Annotated in this window: 13 protein-coding genes; 8 read left to right on the top strand and 5 right to left on the bottom strand. The window is 74.1% G+C overall.

Annotation, left to right across the window (positions count from 1 at the left end; genetic code table 11):
• Positions 1 to 5: 5 nt before the first annotated feature.
• Positions 6 to 659 (bottom strand): PAQR family membrane homeostasis protein TrhA, encoded by a 654-nt coding sequence (trhA, locus tag O2L01_RS18275; RefSeq protein ID WP_270123439.1) that lies wholly within the window; start codon positions 657 to 659, stop codon positions 6 to 8.
• 125 nt (positions 660 to 784) lie between these two features.
• Here trhA and O2L01_RS18270 point away from each other — a divergent pair, with 125 nt between their 5' ends.
• Together O2L01_RS18270 and O2L01_RS18265 are read left to right on the top strand one after the other, a co-directional pair.
• A complete protein-coding gene (locus O2L01_RS18270) occupies positions 785 to 1,978 on the top strand; it encodes a cation:proton antiporter (RefSeq protein ID WP_270123501.1) in 1,194 nt (397 codons plus the stop codon).
• An 81-nt stretch (positions 1,979 to 2,059) separates the two neighbouring features.
• Positions 2,060 to 2,575 (top strand): hypothetical protein, encoded by a 516-nt coding sequence (locus O2L01_RS18265; protein WP_270123438.1) that lies wholly within the window; start codon positions 2,060 to 2,062, stop codon positions 2,573 to 2,575.
• On the opposite strand, the gene O2L01_RS18260 is transcribed toward O2L01_RS18265, so the two are convergent.
• Complete coding sequence (locus tag O2L01_RS18260) at positions 2,505 to 3,644, bottom strand: glycosyltransferase family 4 protein (RefSeq protein ID WP_270123437.1); 1,140 nt, start codon at positions 3,642 to 3,644, stop codon at positions 2,505 to 2,507. The two genes, O2L01_RS18265 and O2L01_RS18260, sit on opposite strands and share 71 nt — an antisense overlap.
• 325 nt (positions 3,645 to 3,969) lie before the next feature.
• On the opposite strand from O2L01_RS18260, the gene O2L01_RS18255 reads away from it, so the two are divergent.
• A complete protein-coding gene (locus tag O2L01_RS18255) occupies positions 3,970 to 4,665 on the top strand; it encodes a hypothetical protein (RefSeq protein WP_270123436.1) in 696 nt (231 codons plus the stop codon).
• A gap of 65 nt (positions 4,666 to 4,730) precedes the next feature.
• On the opposite strand, the gene O2L01_RS18250 is transcribed toward O2L01_RS18255, so the two are convergent.
• From O2L01_RS18250 to O2L01_RS18240, 3 genes are all read right to left on the bottom strand, one after another.
• The gene (locus tag O2L01_RS18250; protein WP_270123434.1) at positions 4,731 to 5,324 is read right to left on the bottom strand and encodes a hypothetical protein; all 594 of its coding nucleotides are present in this window, start codon (positions 5,322 to 5,324) and stop codon (positions 4,731 to 4,733) included.
• 88 nt (positions 5,325 to 5,412) lie between these two features.
• The gene (locus tag O2L01_RS18245; protein WP_270123433.1) at positions 5,413 to 5,925 is read right to left on the bottom strand and encodes a LuxR family transcriptional regulator; all 513 of its coding nucleotides are present in this window, start codon (positions 5,923 to 5,925) and stop codon (positions 5,413 to 5,415) included.
• Positions 5,925 to 8,360, bottom strand: coding sequence for a LuxR C-terminal-related transcriptional regulator (locus tag O2L01_RS18240; RefSeq protein ID WP_270123432.1), 2,436 nt, complete (start codon positions 8,358 to 8,360; stop codon positions 5,925 to 5,927). Before O2L01_RS18240 ends, O2L01_RS18245 begins: the two co-directional genes overlap by 1 nt.
• Before the next feature lie 180 nt (positions 8,361 to 8,540).
• Between O2L01_RS18240 and O2L01_RS18235 the strand changes: the two genes are divergently transcribed.
• The 5 genes from O2L01_RS18235 (at position 8,541) to O2L01_RS18215 (ending at position 14,782) form a co-directional block, all read left to right on the top strand.
• Positions 8,541 to 10,031, top strand: a complete 1,491-nt coding sequence (locus O2L01_RS18235; protein WP_270123431.1) for a dynamin family protein — start codon at positions 8,541 to 8,543, stop codon at positions 10,029 to 10,031.
• A 53-nt stretch (positions 10,032 to 10,084) separates the two neighbouring features.
• Positions 10,085 to 10,648: a nucleotide exchange factor GrpE gene (locus tag O2L01_RS18230; protein WP_270123430.1), complete on the top strand. Its 564-nt coding sequence runs from the start codon at positions 10,085 to 10,087 to the stop codon at positions 10,646 to 10,648.
• On the top strand, positions 10,645 to 12,564 hold the full coding sequence (locus tag O2L01_RS18225) for a dynamin family protein (protein WP_270123429.1): 1,920 nt from the start codon (positions 10,645 to 10,647) through the stop codon (positions 12,562 to 12,564). The genes O2L01_RS18230 and O2L01_RS18225 overlap by 4 nt, the downstream gene beginning before the upstream one ends.
• Complete coding sequence (locus O2L01_RS18220; protein WP_270123428.1) at positions 12,564 to 13,067, top strand: hypothetical protein; 504 nt, start codon at positions 12,564 to 12,566, stop codon at positions 13,065 to 13,067. The genes O2L01_RS18225 and O2L01_RS18220 overlap by 1 nt, the downstream gene beginning before the upstream one ends.
• Positions 13,068 to 13,519: 452 nt before the next feature.
• Complete coding sequence (locus O2L01_RS18215) at positions 13,520 to 14,782, top strand: J domain-containing protein (RefSeq protein ID WP_270123427.1); 1,263 nt, start codon at positions 13,520 to 13,522, stop codon at positions 14,780 to 14,782.
• Positions 14,783 to 14,815: the final 33 nt, after the last annotated feature.

Raw genomic sequence — 14,815 nt, 5'->3', positions numbered from 1 at the left:
ACCGGTCAGGCCGAGGCGTGCAGGACCAGCGCGACCGCCGTGAACTGCGCGATGTACGCCGCGACGGTGAAGGCGTGGAAGACCTCGTGGAACCCGAACCACTGCACGGACGGGTTGGGGCGCTTGAGGGCGTAGATGACGCCGCCGACCGTGTAGAGCACTCCCCCGCCGATGATGAGCACCGTCGCGGCCGTCCCGGCCCCGGCCAGGAGCTGCGGCATGACGAACACCGCCGCCCAGCCGAGCGCGATGTACAGCACCGTGTACAGCCAGCGCGGGGCGGAGAGCCAGAGGGTGCGGAAGGCGACGCCGGCGAGGGCGCCGGTCCAGATGGCGACCAGGAGTGCGGTGCGGGCGGTGCCGTGGAGGGCGAGTGCGGCGATGGGTGTGTAGGTGCCGGCGATGATCAGGTAGATGTTCGCGTGGTCGAGGCGTTTGAGGCGGGTGGTGGCGCGTTCGGTGAGCGTGGTGCGGTGGTAGAGGGCGGAGATGCCGAAGAGGGCGGCGGAGGTGGCGATGTAGACGGCGGTGGCGAGGCGGCCGGTGAGGGTGGGGGCGGTGGCGATGAGGACGAGTCCGGCGATGATCGCGGTGGGGAAGGCGGCGAGGTGGAGCCAGCCGCGGAGTCGGGGTTTGGGTTCGGTGATCGCCAGTGCCATGTCTCGACGGTAGCCCTGTGGGTTACTTGCCGGTAGTGTCGCTGCTCCCCCGATCGGGGGTGGGGTTAAGCCCCGATTGTGGGTGTCGGGGCTGGTGGGGCCGTTAGGCTGCGGCCGTGGACGTGATGCACGGGGCGGTGCCGATCGAGTTGTTGGTGCTGGCGATGGCGACGGTGGCGGCGCCGTTGCTGGTGGACCGGTTGGAGCGGTGGGTGCGGTTGCCGAGTGTGGTCGTGGAGATCGTGCTGGGGATCGTGATCGGGCCGCAGGTGCTGGGTCTGGTGCAGGAGCATCTGCTGTTCGAGACGGTGTCGCAGTTGGGGTTGGCGATGCTGTTCTTCCTGGCGGGGTATGAGATCGATTTTCGGGCGGTGCGGGGGCGGCCGATCATGTTGGCGTCGTTGGGGTGGGTGTTGTCGTTCGCGCTGGCGGCGGGCGGGTTGGCGGTGGCGGGTGCGGGTGCGGCGGTGCTGATTCTGGCGATCGGGTTGTGTTCGACGGCGTTGGGGACGACGTTGCCGATCGCGCGGGATTCGGGGTTGCTGGCGGGGCCGGTGGGGCCGTTTCTGATGGCGGTGGGGGCGGTGGGTGAGTTCGCGCCGATCGCGTTGCTGGCGTTGTTCTATTCGGAGGGTGAGCATTCGGGGCGGACGACGGTGGCGATCGCGTTGGCGGGGTTGGCGGTCGCGGCGGCGGCGTTCGGGTCGTTGAAGCGGTCGGAGCGGGTGTCGCGGTTGTTGTCGGCGACGTTGGGGACGAGTGCGCAGTTGGCGGTGCGGTTGTCGGTGCTGGTGCTGTTGGCGGCGGTGTTGCTGGCGGCGGAGATCGGGGTGGACATCGTGTTGGGGGCGTTCGCGGCGGGGGTGTGCATGCATGTGCTGCTGTCGGCGTTGGACGAGCGGGAGGAGGCGCTGGTGCAGTCGAAGCTGGACGGGATCGGGTTCGGTGCGGTGGTGCCGGTGTTCTTCGTCTACACGGGTGTGACGTTCGATCTGGACTCGTTGGCGGGGTCGCCGGCGGCGTTGGCGTTGATCCCTGTGTTCTTGGGGGCGTTCGCGGTCGTGCGCGGGGTGACGACGTACGCGTTGTTCGCGCGGGTGCTGCCGCGGGCGCAGCGGGGGGTGTTGGCGGCGTTCGCGGCGACGGAGTTGCCGATCGTGGTGGTGGCGGCGACGACCGCGGCGGAGCGGGGTCTGGTGGACGAGTCGGTCGCGGCGGCGATGATCGGGGCGGCGATGCTGTCGGTGCTGGTGTTCCCGCTGGTGGGGTTGCGGTGGGCGCGGATGGACACGAAGGCGGTGACGGCGGAGGCGATCTAGCGGGGGTCAGCGTATGGGCGTAGGTGCGAATACGTTCGTGCGCGGATGCGGGTTCGCGCCCGGGGCGGCGATGGTGGTGGCATGTTCAAGCTTCGCCGCCCGGCGTACCGGGCTTTCGTGATCGTCCATGTGGTCTCGTCGGTCGCCTGGCTGGGGTTGAGCCTGTGCCTGCTGGTGTTGGGGGTGTGGGCGACGGGGACGGGTGATCCGGCTGAGCAGTATGCGGCGGGGACGGCGATGTCGGTCCTCGCGGGGGTGCTGGCGCTGCCGTTCGGGGCGGCGGCGCTGGTGTCGGGGGTGGTGCTCATGTTGGGTACGAAGTGGACGATCGCGTACACGTGGGTGCTGGTGAAGCTGGTGGCGACGGCGGTCACGTTCGCGCTGACGGTGTTCGCGCTGCGGCCGGGGTTGGCGGCGACGGCGGCGTCGCTCGATCCGGGGCATCTGCAGGTGCTGGACGACCAGATCCTGGCGGCGCCGATCGTGTCGTCGTCGGTGTATCTGGGGGCGGTGGTGCTGTCGTACGTCAAGCCGTGGGGACGGCGAGGCGCGCGCGTGCGGGCCCGAGTGCCAGTGCCCGCTCGTAGTGGCCGATGAGGGCGTCGCCTTCGGCTTCCCAGGTGCGGGTCTGGACTTTGCGGCGGCCGCGTTCGCCCCATTGGCGCAGGAGGTCGCGGCGGCCGGCGAGGGAGCGGACCGTGGCGGCCAGCGCGGCGGTGTCGCCGGGTGGGAAGTGGGTGCCGTCGACGCCGGGGTCGACGAGTTCGGCGGCGCCGCCCGCGTCGACGGCGACGACGGGGACGGCGGAGGCGTGGGCTTCTTGGATGGTCTGCCCGAACGTCTCGAAGGGTCCGGTGTGGACGAAGAGGTCGAGAGAGGCGTAGAGGCGGGAGAGGTCGGTGCCGTGGAGGGCGCCGAGGAAGGTGGCGTGCGGGAGGAGGCGTTCGAGGGCGCGGCGGCGGGGGCCGTCGCCGGCGATGACGAGGCGGATGCCGGGGGTGGCGGCGAGGTCGGTGAGCCAGTGGAGTTGTTTCTCGCGGGCGAGGCGGCCGACGTAGCCGACGAGGAGTTCGCGTTCGGGGGTGAGGGCGTCGTGGAGGTCGGGGTCGCGGTAGCGGGGGTGGAAGCGGTCGGTGTCGACGCCGTGCGGGAGGACGGCGAGGCCGCCGATGCCTTGGGCGGCGAGGGCTTTGGCGGTGCATTCGGAGAGGGCGAGGTTGACGCGGGCGCGGGAGTGGATGGAGCGCAGTCGGTGCCAGACGAGTTGTTCGAAGGCGGTGAGGTGGTAGGCGCGGGTGTAGGCGGGGAGGTCGGTCTGCCAGACGGCGACGGTGGGGACGCCGCGGCGTTCGGCCCAGGCGGCGGCGCGGGCGGTGTAGCCGAAGGGGCTGGCGAGGTGGACGACGTCGGGGCGGTGGGTGTCGAGGGCGTCGTCGAGGGCGCGGGTGGCGAGTCCAGCGCGGAAGTGCTTGTAGGTGGGGATTTGGATGGAGGGGACGTGGACGACGGGCCAGTCGAAGGCGGGGCGTGGGCCGGGTCCGGGTGCGGGGGCGATGACGACGGGTTCGATGCCGCGGGAGGCGAGGTGGGCCGCGGCTCGGGCGACCGAGCGGGCGACGCCGTTGACCTGGGGCGGGAAGGACTCGGTGACGAGGGCGACTCTCATGGTCGGAGCGTAAGTGGCCTGGTGGGCGGGTGGGGGAACCGGACATGGCCCGGGTCTGAACCGCAGCCGATATTCCGGGCGGGGCGGGTGGGCGGGTCGGGGCGCGGGGGTTCCTGTCGGTGCGGGTCCGGGGTGCGGGGTTCGCCGGTGGTGTTGGGGCGGTTGCGGTTCGGGGGGCGGGGCGGGCGTGGGCGACTTCCGTGCGGGGTGGTGTCGTACCCGCAGGATAGGTATTGGAGGATGCAGCAACCGGCCGGTCCGCAGCCGGTCCGCGGGTGCCGTTCGCCGGAACGGTGCCTGCCGCAACCTTGTGAAGGAGCCCCCGATGTCACTGTCGAGTGCCGACATCGCTCATCTCGAAGCGGTGCTGGCGCAAGGAAAGAAGCCGAAGGTGGTGTTCACCGACGCCGCCGGGCAGGTCGCCGGGCGCACCGGGAAGGTCGTCGCCCTCGACCCGGGCGGGGTGGACGACTTCGTCCATGTCGCATTCGGGTCCGACGAGCTGTCGTTCTCCGCCGCCGAACTGCGCCTGCCCGCGCCCGGTGAGGGCGCGCGCCGCGCGCCGCGCCAGCGGTCGAACGAGCCGGCCGCGCCCGCGGGCCCGGGTCTGCTCCCGGACGAGCCCGCGCCGAAACCGAAACCAGTTGTGAGTGAGAGGAAACCCGTGACCGCACCCGAGGCATCGCAGCCCGCCGCCGTCGCCGAGCCCGCCGCGGCTCCGAAGAAGAAGGTCGCCCGGCCGCGCGCCGCGACCGCGAAGCACCCGGAGCTGTCGATCACGTTGACCTATGAGGACGGCGAGTGGTCGGTCGCGGCGTCGCGCGGCGCCCGCGCGGTCGTCAAGGGCGCCAAGGTCGCGCACTCGAACGCGCTGGCGATGTGCCAGGCGTCGGGTTCCGACGAGGTGGCCGAGATCGTGGACGAGGTGGTCGAGAAGATCCGGTCCGAGGCCGCCGAGGAGGCGTCGCGGCTGCGCCGTCAGCTCGAGGAGGCCGAGGCGCGTCTCGCCGAGCTGAAGTAGCGCGGAGGGAAGCCGACGGGCCCGGTGCGGTTGTCGCACCGGGCCCGGCTGTGTCTACTGGGGTGTCAGGCGGCGGGCAGCATGCCGAGTGCGGCCAGGATCGCGGGTGCGGCGAGGAGGACCGTCCCGAGGACGGCGGGGGCGGCCAGCGCGCCGAGGAGGGCGAGGCGGCGGTTGAGGTGGTGGCGGCGGGACCATGCGGCGGCGAGGATGCCGAAGCCGGTGGCGGCCAGGAGGAACCCGAGGACGTAGGCGGTGCCGGCGGCGTCGATGCGGTCGGTGTCGGTGGCGGCCATGGTGATCGCTTGAGTGAGGGAGCCGAGGGCGTAGACGCCGAGGGTGGCGAACGCGCCCCAGAGGGCGAGGGCGACGGCCGGGACCGCGCGCGGCCGCGGGCGGGGGTGGATCGACAGGAGCGCGGTGGCGGCGCCGGCGAGTTTCAGGGCGACGACGAGCCAGTTCATGACGGTGAACCCGTCGGCGTAGGCGGCGTAGTCGGTGCCGTCGAGGAAGTCCCCGGTGGATTCGAAGGCGATGTTGACGGCGGCGAAGGCGAGGCAGGCCAGGGCGGTGGCGGCGCCGAGGAGGGTGACGGCGCGGCCGGGCCGGGCGGTGGCCGGGGGTGGAGTGTGGACGGTGTCGGTGCGGGAGGCGGTCATGGGTCGATCCAACCGCCGACGGGGGGTGGGGCGCCTCCCGCCGGCGGGTGAGCGGGCGGGCGCGGGGTCCCCCGCGGGTGGGAGGGGGTCAGTCGCGGGCGTGCTTGATGTAGATCATGACCGCTTCGCGGGTGGTCTTGACGCCCAGGGATTGCCGTGCGGAGGCGATGCGGCGGTTGGCGGTGCGCAGGGACACGAACTCGGCTTCGGCGGCGGCGGCGATCGTGGAGCCGGCGGCGAGGCGGCCGAGGAGGGCCCGCTGCTCGGCGTCGAGGTCGAGGCCGTCGGCGGCTTCGGCTTTGCCGGGGGTGAGGCCGAGGGGGCCGACGCGGCGCAGGTCGGCCGCGAGGCTCAGGGCGAGGGAGCCGGTGGCGACCGCGACGATCCCGGCGCCGCGGGCGGCCGCCAGGACCGCTTGGGAGGCGGTGTGGTCGTCGCTGACGGCCCCGTGGCACACCAGGTGCCGGTCGGCGAGGTCCCAGGCGGGTTCGAGGAGCGCGAAGCCGCGGTGCGCGGCCCAGCCGGCGGCCGCGCAGCGGCGCACGATCGCGTCCGCGTCGCCGGACGCGCCGACGACGTGCAGCGGCACCTGTTCGGCCATCAGGACTCACCGCTTTCGGCGGCCGTGAGGAGCACGGCGGCCTCGGTGCGGGTCTTCGCGCCGAGTTTGCGCATCCCCGAGCGGATGTGGGTCTCCACGGTCTCGGCGGTGATGCCGAGGATCTCGGCGATCCGCCGCGACGGGTGCCCGGCGGCGACGTGGCGGAGCACTTCGCTCTCGCGGTCGGTCAGTCCCCCGCCGCCGCGCGCCGAGCGGCGGTCGCGGCGCACGTCGTGCTTGCGCAGGCCCCGGCGGGCGCGCCCGGCCAGGACGATGAGGCCGTGCTCGTCGGCGATCCGCTCGGCCGCTTCGAGGGCCGCGACGGCGGCCTTCGCGTCGCCGGCGTGGGCGGCCAGCGCGAGGAGGCAGCGGACCTGCTCGCGGGCGGCGAGGCCGTCCCAGGCGGTCGCGGCCTGCGCGAACGGGCCGGGGGCGGCTTTGTCCCAGGCGGCGAGGGTGGAGGCGACGGGGACGGGCCAGGGGGTCGGTTCGGCGGCGACCGGTTCGGTGCCGGTGTCGTAGGCGATCCAGCGGCCGGTGATGTGGGAGAGGCCGCCGACGAGGCCCGGTTGCGCTTCGGGCGCTTCGGGTCCGGGTTGGCCGTCGAGCCAGGCGGTCTCGTGTTCGAGCCAGGCGACGAGGCCTTCGAGGGCGGCGGGGGCGTCCTTGAGGCGGGCGAGGCGGGCGCGGGCGGCCCCGAGGGCGCCGGTGTCGGCTTCGGCGAGCGCGATCGAGGCGTCGATGAGGGTGTCGGCGACGGCCGGGAGCGCGTGGTCGGCGAGGGACTGGGCGGCGGCGATGACGTTGTCCAGGCCCGTGCCGGAGAGGACCAGGCACCACGCGGCGGCGGCGAGGAAGCGGGTCTGCCAAGAGTAGGCGCCAGCGGCGCCGGCCCGGTCGGCGGCCTCGTGGGCGACGGCTTCGGCTTCGACGAGGCGGGCGGCGTCGGCGAGGGCGATGACGCGGGTCCACGCGCACCAGAACGCGGTGGTGCTGTCGCCGGCGTCGCGGGCGAGCGCTTCGGCGAACGCGAGGGCGTCGGGGTCGTCGCCGGCGAGCGCGGCGGCCAGGCCCGGGTGGGCGAGGTCGGGGTGGGCGTCGCGCAGGACGGCCGCGAGCGCGGCCTTCTCGGCGGGCGGTGCGGCGAGGAGCCGCAGCTGGTCGGTCTCGGGGCCTTCGGGTGCGGCTTCGAGGGCGGCGCGGGCCTGCCCGGCCTCGCCGAGGGCCAGGAGGGCCCAAGCGCGGGCGAGCGCGGTCTCGCCGCCGGTGTCGGGGGCGCGGTCGAGGACGGCGAGGGCCGCATTGGTGCGGCCGGACGCGAGCGCGGCGCGGGCGGCGGCCACGGCGTGGGCCGGGTCGAGCTCGGCGGCGAGGAGGAGCGCTTCCGCGCGGGCCTGGGGGCCGCCGGCGTCGGCGGCCTCGAGGGCGGTGGCGAGGGCCCGGTCGGCGAGGCCGGCGGCGTGGGCGTGGCGGGCCGATTCGACGCCGGTGGTCGCGTCGGCGAGGCGCTCGTGCATGGACAGGCGCGCGTCGCGGTCGAGGATGCCCGCGGCGACCTCGGCCATCCACGGGCTGGCGGCGCGCAGGTGGGCGCCGTCGGGGACGGCGAGGCCGGCGTCCTGGAGGACGGCGGCGCCGTCCCCGAGGAGGCTCGGGTGCGCGGGCCGGCCGAGGAGCCCGAGGGCGGCCAGGGCGGTGCGGCCGGCGCGCGGCAGGTCGGCGATCGCGGCCGCGGCCGCCGCGGCGGGGTCGCCGGGGGTCTCCAGGTCGAGGTCGTCGCCGGGGGCGTCGAGGTGCGCGGCGCGTTTGGCGAGCGCGGTGAGCGCGAGCGGGTTGCCGCCGGCGCGGACGGCGAGCGCGGCGGCGCGGGCCGGGGGCAGCGCCGGGGCGGCCTCGGCGACGAGCCGGGCCGCTTCGGCGTCGGTCAGGTCGGGCACCGGGATCACGGTGGCGTTGGCCAGGAGGCGTTCGAGGGCGGCTTCGCCGAGCCGGTTGGGGGTGCGCAGGGCCGCGGCGACCGGGAGGCGTTCGGCGAGGACGGGGAGGACGGCGAGCGTGGCGGCGTCGCACCACTGGAGGTCGTCGATGACGAGCAGGCCCCCGCGGGTGCGGGAGTAGACCGCTTCGGCCAGCAGCGGCAGGTCGTCGGCGGGCATGCGGGCGCGGGTGGCCCGTTCGAGGGCGAGCGCGGGGGCGCCAGAGAGCATGGCGAGGCCGCCGCCGGCGTGCACGGGGCGTTTGGACGCCTGCGCGAGCCGGTCGAGCAGGCGGGTGCGGCCGCAGCCGGGCGGGCCGGTGACGACCACTAGGCCGGGGCCGGCCAGCGCCGCGGCCATGGCGTGGAGCGCGTCCTCGCGGTCGCCGTGGCCGTGGTCGGCGGGCACGGTGTCGACGCGCGGTCGGGCCAGACCGGGGGTGGGCGGCGGGGCGGCCAAAGTGGGGGCTCCTAACGCTGTGGCACGAATGGGGGAGGCAGCCGGGCGGCTGCGGTTTGTATCGTCGTCTTGTCGACGGATCGCCGACGCCTCTCATGATATTGCGGAACCTTCGATGCCGCAGACCGGCGTCGGCGGCCAGGTGCCGAGAGAACGTTGAGAGGGCGGGGACGCGGGAGCATGGTGGCAGGGCAACTCACCACGAGTGTCGCGGGCATGTGCGAAGAGCTGGCCGGCAAGGTCAGCGGCGCGTCTCGCCCCGTGGTCGAGGAGGTGGCCTCCAGGCTCGGCCAGCCCCTTCGCGTCGCGGTCGCAGGGCGGTTGAAGGCCGGGAAGTCCACGCTGGTCAACGCGTTGATCGGGCGACGGGTCGCGCCGACGGCCGCGGGCGAGTGCACGCGGGTGGTGACCCAGTTCCGGTACGGCCCGGCCGACCGGGTCGACGTGGTCGCCCGCAACGGCACCAAGCACGCCGTCCCGTTGGACGCCAACGGGATGATCCCCACCACCCTGCCGATCCCGGCCGACGAGGCCGCGATGATCGACGTGCAGCTGTCCTCGGACCGGTTGCGGGACTTGACGGTGGTGGACACGCCGGGTCTGCAGTCGGTGAACACCGACATCTCGGACGCGGCGCGGGAGATGCTGTTCGCCGCGCCGATCGCCGACGACGTCGACGACGACTCGCGGGCGGCGGTCGAATCCGCCGAGGCGATCATCTACGTGTTCACGCAGCAGGTCCGCGCCGACGACGTGGAGGCGCTCAACGCGTTCGCGAAGGCCTCGCAGCAGTTGTCGTCCTCGCCGATGAACGCTTTGGGCCTGTACAACAAGGCGGACAAGCTCGCGCCGGGACCGGGCCAGGACCCGTGGCCGGTGGCCGGGCCCATCGCCGGGGACCAGGCGGCCGTGCTGCGCCGCTCGGTGTGCGACGTCGTCCCGGTCGTGGGCCTGCTGGCCGAGACGGCCGAGGCGGGCCTGCTGACGGCCGCCGACTGCGAGGCGCTGCGGACCCTCGCCGGCTTGGACGAGGACAAGCGGGCGCTCATGCTCGCCTCCGCCGGGCTGTTCCTCAACACCGAAGGGCCCGTGGACAAGCACCAGCGGCAGCGGCTGCTGGAGCGCCTGGACCTGTACGGCATCCACTTCGCGATCGCGCATCTGGGCGCGAACCCGCACCTGGCGACCGGCGAGCTCGTGCGGCTGCTGTTCGCCGCCTCCGGGTTCCCGCGCCTGCGCACCACGCTGCACCAGATCTTCGGTGTCCGCGCGGACGTCATCAAGGCCGGGTGGGCGCTGAGCCGGCTCGACGCCGCCGCCGCGTCCGGGCCCGCCGCCGACCGCGACCTGCTGCGCGGCGCGGTCGAATCGATCGTCGCCCGCCCCGAATACCACCGGCTGCCGCTCCTGGAGGCCGCCGCGCAAGTCACCACCGGGCAGGTCGCCCTGCCCGAAGCCATGGAGGCCGAGGTCGCCCGCCTCGCGTTGACCGACGACGCCGGCGTCGTCCTCGGCCTGCCCGGCGAGTCCCGCCCGCAACTGCGCCGCGCCGCCATCGAAGCGGCCGCGCGCTGGCGGGCGTTCGCCAACGGCGGCGCCACACCGGCCCAAGCAAGGGTGGCGAACGTGGTGCATCGTGGTTTCCATCTACTCGCCCAGCGGCTCGGATGAGCCCCGCAACCCGGCCCCGAAACGGGACGCCTGCACGACCGAAGGAGAGCATTGTGACGAATCGACTCGGCGGACCGCTGGTGGGAGCCCTCGCGGGCCTCGCCGCCGCCGCCCTTGGCGCGGTGTTCCTCACCGGCGGGTTCGATCCGATGACCTTGGCCGTCGCGGCCGGGTCCGTCATCGTCACCGCCGTCGTCGCCGTCCTCACCGCACGGTCCATCGCGCCGGCCCCGGCCGCGCCGCCGGCGGTGCCGCTCACGCCCGCCCCCTCCGGGGCGATCCCGGTGCAGCAGCTGCAGGCCCCGGCCCAGGCCGCGCAGGCCGTCTCCGACCGCAGCGCCCTCGTCGAGGCGTGCATCTGGATGCGCGACCGCGCCACCTCCCCCGCGCTCGCCCAGCACCTCGACGGCGCGTTCGCGCGCGTCGGCGTCGCCCAGGTCGACGCGACCGGGCAGCGGTTCGACCCGGCCGTGCACGAAGCCGGCGGCACGGTCGCGGCCGGCTCCCCCGCCGAGGACGGCATCATCGCCCGGACCGAGCAGATCGGGTACACCGACCGCGGCCGGCTCCTGCGCCACCCCATCGTCACCGTCTACCGCGGGCAGGTGCGGGCATGACCGACACCGCGACCCCGCCCCCGGCCGCGAAGCCGGCCCCGGCCAAGAAGGCCGCCGCCCCCGCCAAGCCGAACCCGGCCCAGCAGATCCACAAGCTGTGCGCCCGCGCCGCCAAAGCCGGCAACGCCTCCTTGCGGACCGTGGACGCCAAGGCCGCCGCCGAAGTCGACGAGGTCGCGCGCTGGCAGCCGGACAAGCCCGTCGCCGTCGTCGTCGGCGAGACCAAGCGCGGCAAGTCGTCGCTGGTGAACGCCCTCCTCGGCATGCCCGGCCTGTCTCCTGTGGACGCCCAGGTGGCGACGACCGCGTACCTCGAGTTCGCGTGGGCCGAGCAGGCCTCGGTGCGCGCCTGGCAGCCCGGCGCCGCCGACCCGATGCTCCTCGGCGTGGGCGACCTGCGCAACTGGGCCACCCGGCTCGGGACGATGCCCCCGGGCATGGTCCCGCCCCGCCGGATGCTCGTCGGGCACCCGTCGGCGCTGCTGAAGCACATGTCCGTGGTCGACACGCCCGGCACGGGCGGGCTCGACCCCGACCACGCGCAGATCGCGCTCGAAGCGGTCGCCCGCGCCACCTGCCTGATCATGGTCACCGACGCGTCCAGCCCGATGGCCAAGACCGAACTGGACTTCCTGACCGAGGCCTCCAAGCGCGTCAACTTCGTCGTGTTCGCCCTGACGAAGACCGACACGTACCCCGGCTGGCGCACGGTCATGGAGGAGAACCGGTCGCTCATCGAGGCGCACGCGCCCCGCTTCCGCAACGCCCCGCACTACCCGGTGTCGGCGATGCTCGCCGAGCACGCCCTCAACTCGCAGGGCCCCACCCGCCAGGCCCTCGCGAAGGAGTCGGGCATCGGGAAGATGCAGCGGGCCCTCGTCAAAGTCGCCACCGCAGGCAAGGCGCTCGTGGCGGCGAACGTGGTGCGGGCGGTGCGCACCGAGTTCCAGCGGCTCGCGGTGACCGCCGCCGCGGACATGAAGGCCTACGACCCCGACCCTGAGGCGGCCAACCGCCTCAAGGAGGAGAAGAAGCAGGCGCTCGCCCTGCGCCGCACCGAGACGAAGAAGGCGAACCTCGCCCTCCGCGTCGAGACCCAGCGCGCCAAGATCGAAGTCCAGGGCCGCCTGCGCACCCACCTGCAGGAACTCGAGGAGGCTCTCCTCGACGAGGTCGAGAAGGCCAACAAGGCCGCGCTCGAATCGCTCCCGAACCGGGTCGACATCGCGTTGCAGGGCATCGCCGCGCGCCTCTCGGGCGAACTGCACCAGCGGTTCGTGCTGCTGGCCGAGCGCGTGCTCCGGCAGGTGTTCAACGACGACGAGCTGCAGCAGGTCACCAGTTCGATCTCGGCGGGACTGCGCACGGCGGCCTCGGGGCGGACCCGCCGCGACGCCGCCAACGACGGGGCGCTCCTCGTGGCGTCCTCCGCGGGCGTCGCGATGATGGCCGGACGGGTCGTCACCATGGGCGCCGGCGCGATCGGCCTCACCGCCGTCGCCGGCAGCGCCGCGGCGATCGCCCTGTCCGCCTCCGGGGTCGGCGTCGGCCTCGCCGCCGCCGCGTTCCTGCTGTACCGCCGCAAGATCCAAGGCGACCGGCAGGCCGCGAAGCAGTGGATCCAGCGGATCATCGCCGAAGCGCGCGCGAACCTCAACGAGGAGATCAGCTTCCGGTTCACCGAGGTCGAGTTCGTGTTCAACTCCACGCTGGACGACGCCCTCGAGCGGCGCGCCGCCGAGTTCGACGCGCGGATCTCCGCGGCGGAGAGCGCCCAGAAGGCCGACCAGGCCGCCCGGGCGAAGAAGCAGGCGGCGCTCAAGCAGCGCCGCGACTCCATGGCCGCCAAGGTCAAACAGCTCGACGAGGTGCTGGCCAAGGCCCGCACGCTCGTCCCCGGCGAGGAGGACGCGTGATGGATGAGTTCGACCCCTTCGAGCCCGAAGGCAACGCGGACTTCGACGCCGGCGACCTCGACGACGACGCGGACGCCCCCGGATTGGACGAGTTCGACGACGCCGAGGTTCCCGGCGAGGACGACCTCGACGCCTTCGCGTTCGACGCCGCCGACACCGAGTTCGACGACGATGACGCGGACCTCGACGAGGACTTCACCGCCGAATACGACGACGAGGCCGGCGACGACGACCCGGCCGCGGGCGACGAGACGGCGTACGCCGCGACCTACGAGGACATGCTCGTCGACGAGGCCGACAACCCGCCGAGCTTCCCGCCCGAACTGGACCTGGACGTCCCCGAACCGGTCGACGGCTACCCGTGGGTCGACATGGACGTGCTCGGCTCGGCCGAGGCCGAGCCGTGGGTCAACGCCGGCAGCTCCGTCGAGGCCTCCGAGTACGCGATCGCCGACGTCGACGACCCGGCCGCGTCCGCGCTCGCCCGCTTCTGGCAGGGCTGACCCCGCCGCCGCGCCCGGCACGCGCACCGCCGACACCCCGCGGGGGGCACCGGATCGCGTCCCCGCCCCGGGCCGCGGCGCGTCGACAATGGCGACCGGACGAGTCCCACTGTCCGATGTCGCCACCGGAGAAGCGCCCTGCGAATGGCGCCTGAAAAGGCGCGACGCACACGCCTGGTGCGCGTTCACGATGCGCGCCACCGAAAGTGCGATGAATCCCCACACCAGCGGGGCCAGGAGCAGCGTTCCCCGCCGCGCCGATCGACTCCACAATGGCCTCCATCGCGCCGGGTGGACCGTCGAATGCGACGCATCCGCATGAAAATGTCGGACCTGGCGACACCCAAAGCGGCATTGCGGCGGTAGATTGACTCCATTACCGTCGAGACCGACGCCCGACCCCCCTCTCCGGGCACCGGCCCGTCCCCGCACGACCGACCGGGAGCCGCGTGGTGAACGAACCAGACCACTACCGCGTCCTCGGGGTGAGCCCGCAGGCGCCGAAGGCCGACATCCAAGCGGCCTACCGCCGCCGGCTGCGCGAGACCCACCCCGACCGCGGCGGCGACGAAGACGAGTTCCACCTCGTCCAAGGCGCCTGGGAGACCCTCTCCCACCCAGGGCTGCGCCGCGAATACGACCTGCTGCGCTTCGGACGCCGCGCCGCCCGCCGCTACGGCAAGGCCGCCGCGAAACCGTCCCACCGGAAAGTCCGCGGCTGGAACGTCGCCCCCGCACCGCAGCCGGCCGCGGCCGGGTTCCCCGCCGAAGGCGCCCTCGTCGCCGTCCCCTGGCACGCCCGCCTGCGCCTCACCAGGCCCGTCCACCGGCCCTCCACCTGGGCCGCAGCCGCATTCACGGCGGCGGTCGCCGCCGTGTGGGCCTTCTGCGGGCTCGGCTACCTCGGGCAGGCCGTCGCCGCCGACGGCTGGCTGTTCCTCGCCCTCGCCATCCCCGTCACGATCGCCATCGCCGTCATCGTCCTCGTCCAGACCAGCCGGGGCCTGCGCCGCCGGCCCGACACCGCACCCAACCCGCCCACCGGGCGGCTCGTCATCGCGTTCCTGTTCGCCGTCGCCGTCATCTGGCTCGCCGGGCTCTCCACCCCGTGGGGCTGGGCCCTGGGCCTCTATGTGCTCACCGGCACGGCCCTGGCGTGGACGGTGAAGCGCCTGCGGTACACGCTCGCGCTGCGCCGCTCCGTCGGCGGGGCACTGCGCCAGTTCAACGCGTTCGGGCCCGCCGGCACCCGCCCGAAGGCCGACCGGTCCACCGGGAAGCTCCTGCGGGAAGTCCTCACCAACCTGCCCGCCGCGCGGCTCTTCGTCGCCCTGCCCGTGGACCTGGAGACGCGGGTGCCGCACGCGATCGTCTGCGGCGACCGCATCGCGCTGCTGTGCGCGCCGGTCGGCCGCGACAACACCGACGTCGACTCCGTGAACCTCCCCGACGCCGTCAAGGCCCTCGACGCGGCCCTGCCCGACGCCAACGTGCAGGGCTGGGTGCTGTGGCCGACCCTCCCCGAGACCGCCCGCGCCGGCGAGACCGCCGCCGTCCACGACGTCGCCGTCGGCCAGGCCGCCACCGACATCGGCCTCTGGCTCGCCGCCGGCGGCATGGTCTACGACCTGCCCGTGCTCCAGGCGCTGCGGATGCGCCTCGCCGCCGTCCCGGCCCCGCGCACCGGGGACCGGACCCCGGCCGTCCGCACCTGATCTACTACGCCGAAAGCCACTGCGCCGCAGGGT

The organism is Glycomyces lechevalierae (assembly GCF_027622945.1).
GTDB classification, from domain to species: domain Bacteria; phylum Actinomycetota; class Actinomycetes; order Mycobacteriales; family Micromonosporaceae; genus Glycomyces; species Glycomyces rutgersensis.
Note: the sequence above shows the minus strand (reverse complement) of the source record. Positions and strands in the feature narration are given on the sequence as shown.

Bases quoted from the DNA above. Each gene is read 5' to 3' on its own strand.
- trhA (WP_270123439.1), bottom strand. From the start codon at position 659: ATGGCACTGGCGATCACCGAACCCAAACCCCGACTCCGCGGCTGGCTC.
- O2L01_RS18270 (WP_270123501.1), top strand. From the start codon at position 785: ATGCACGGGGCGGTGCCGATCGAGTTGTTGGTGCTGGCGATGGCGACG.
- O2L01_RS18265 (WP_270123438.1), top strand. From the start codon at position 2,060: ATGTTCAAGCTTCGCCGCCCGGCGTACCGGGCTTTCGTGATCGTCCAT.
- O2L01_RS18260 (WP_270123437.1), bottom strand. From the start codon at position 3,644: ATGAGAGTCGCCCTCGTCACCGAGTCCTTCCCGCCCCAGGTCAACGGC.
- O2L01_RS18255 (WP_270123436.1), top strand. From the start codon at position 3,970: ATGTCACTGTCGAGTGCCGACATCGCTCATCTCGAAGCGGTGCTGGCG.
- O2L01_RS18250 (WP_270123434.1), bottom strand. From the start codon at position 5,324: ATGACCGCCTCCCGCACCGACACCGTCCACACTCCACCCCCGGCCACC.
- O2L01_RS18245 (WP_270123433.1), bottom strand. From the start codon at position 5,925: ATGGCCGAACAGGTGCCGCTGCACGTCGTCGGCGCGTCCGGCGACGCG.
- O2L01_RS18235 (WP_270123431.1), top strand. From the start codon at position 8,541: ATGGTGGCAGGGCAACTCACCACGAGTGTCGCGGGCATGTGCGAAGAG.
- O2L01_RS18225 (WP_270123429.1), top strand. From the start codon at position 10,645: ATGACCGACACCGCGACCCCGCCCCCGGCCGCGAAGCCGGCCCCGGCC.
- O2L01_RS18220 (WP_270123428.1), top strand. From the start codon at position 12,564: ATGGATGAGTTCGACCCCTTCGAGCCCGAAGGCAACGCGGACTTCGAC.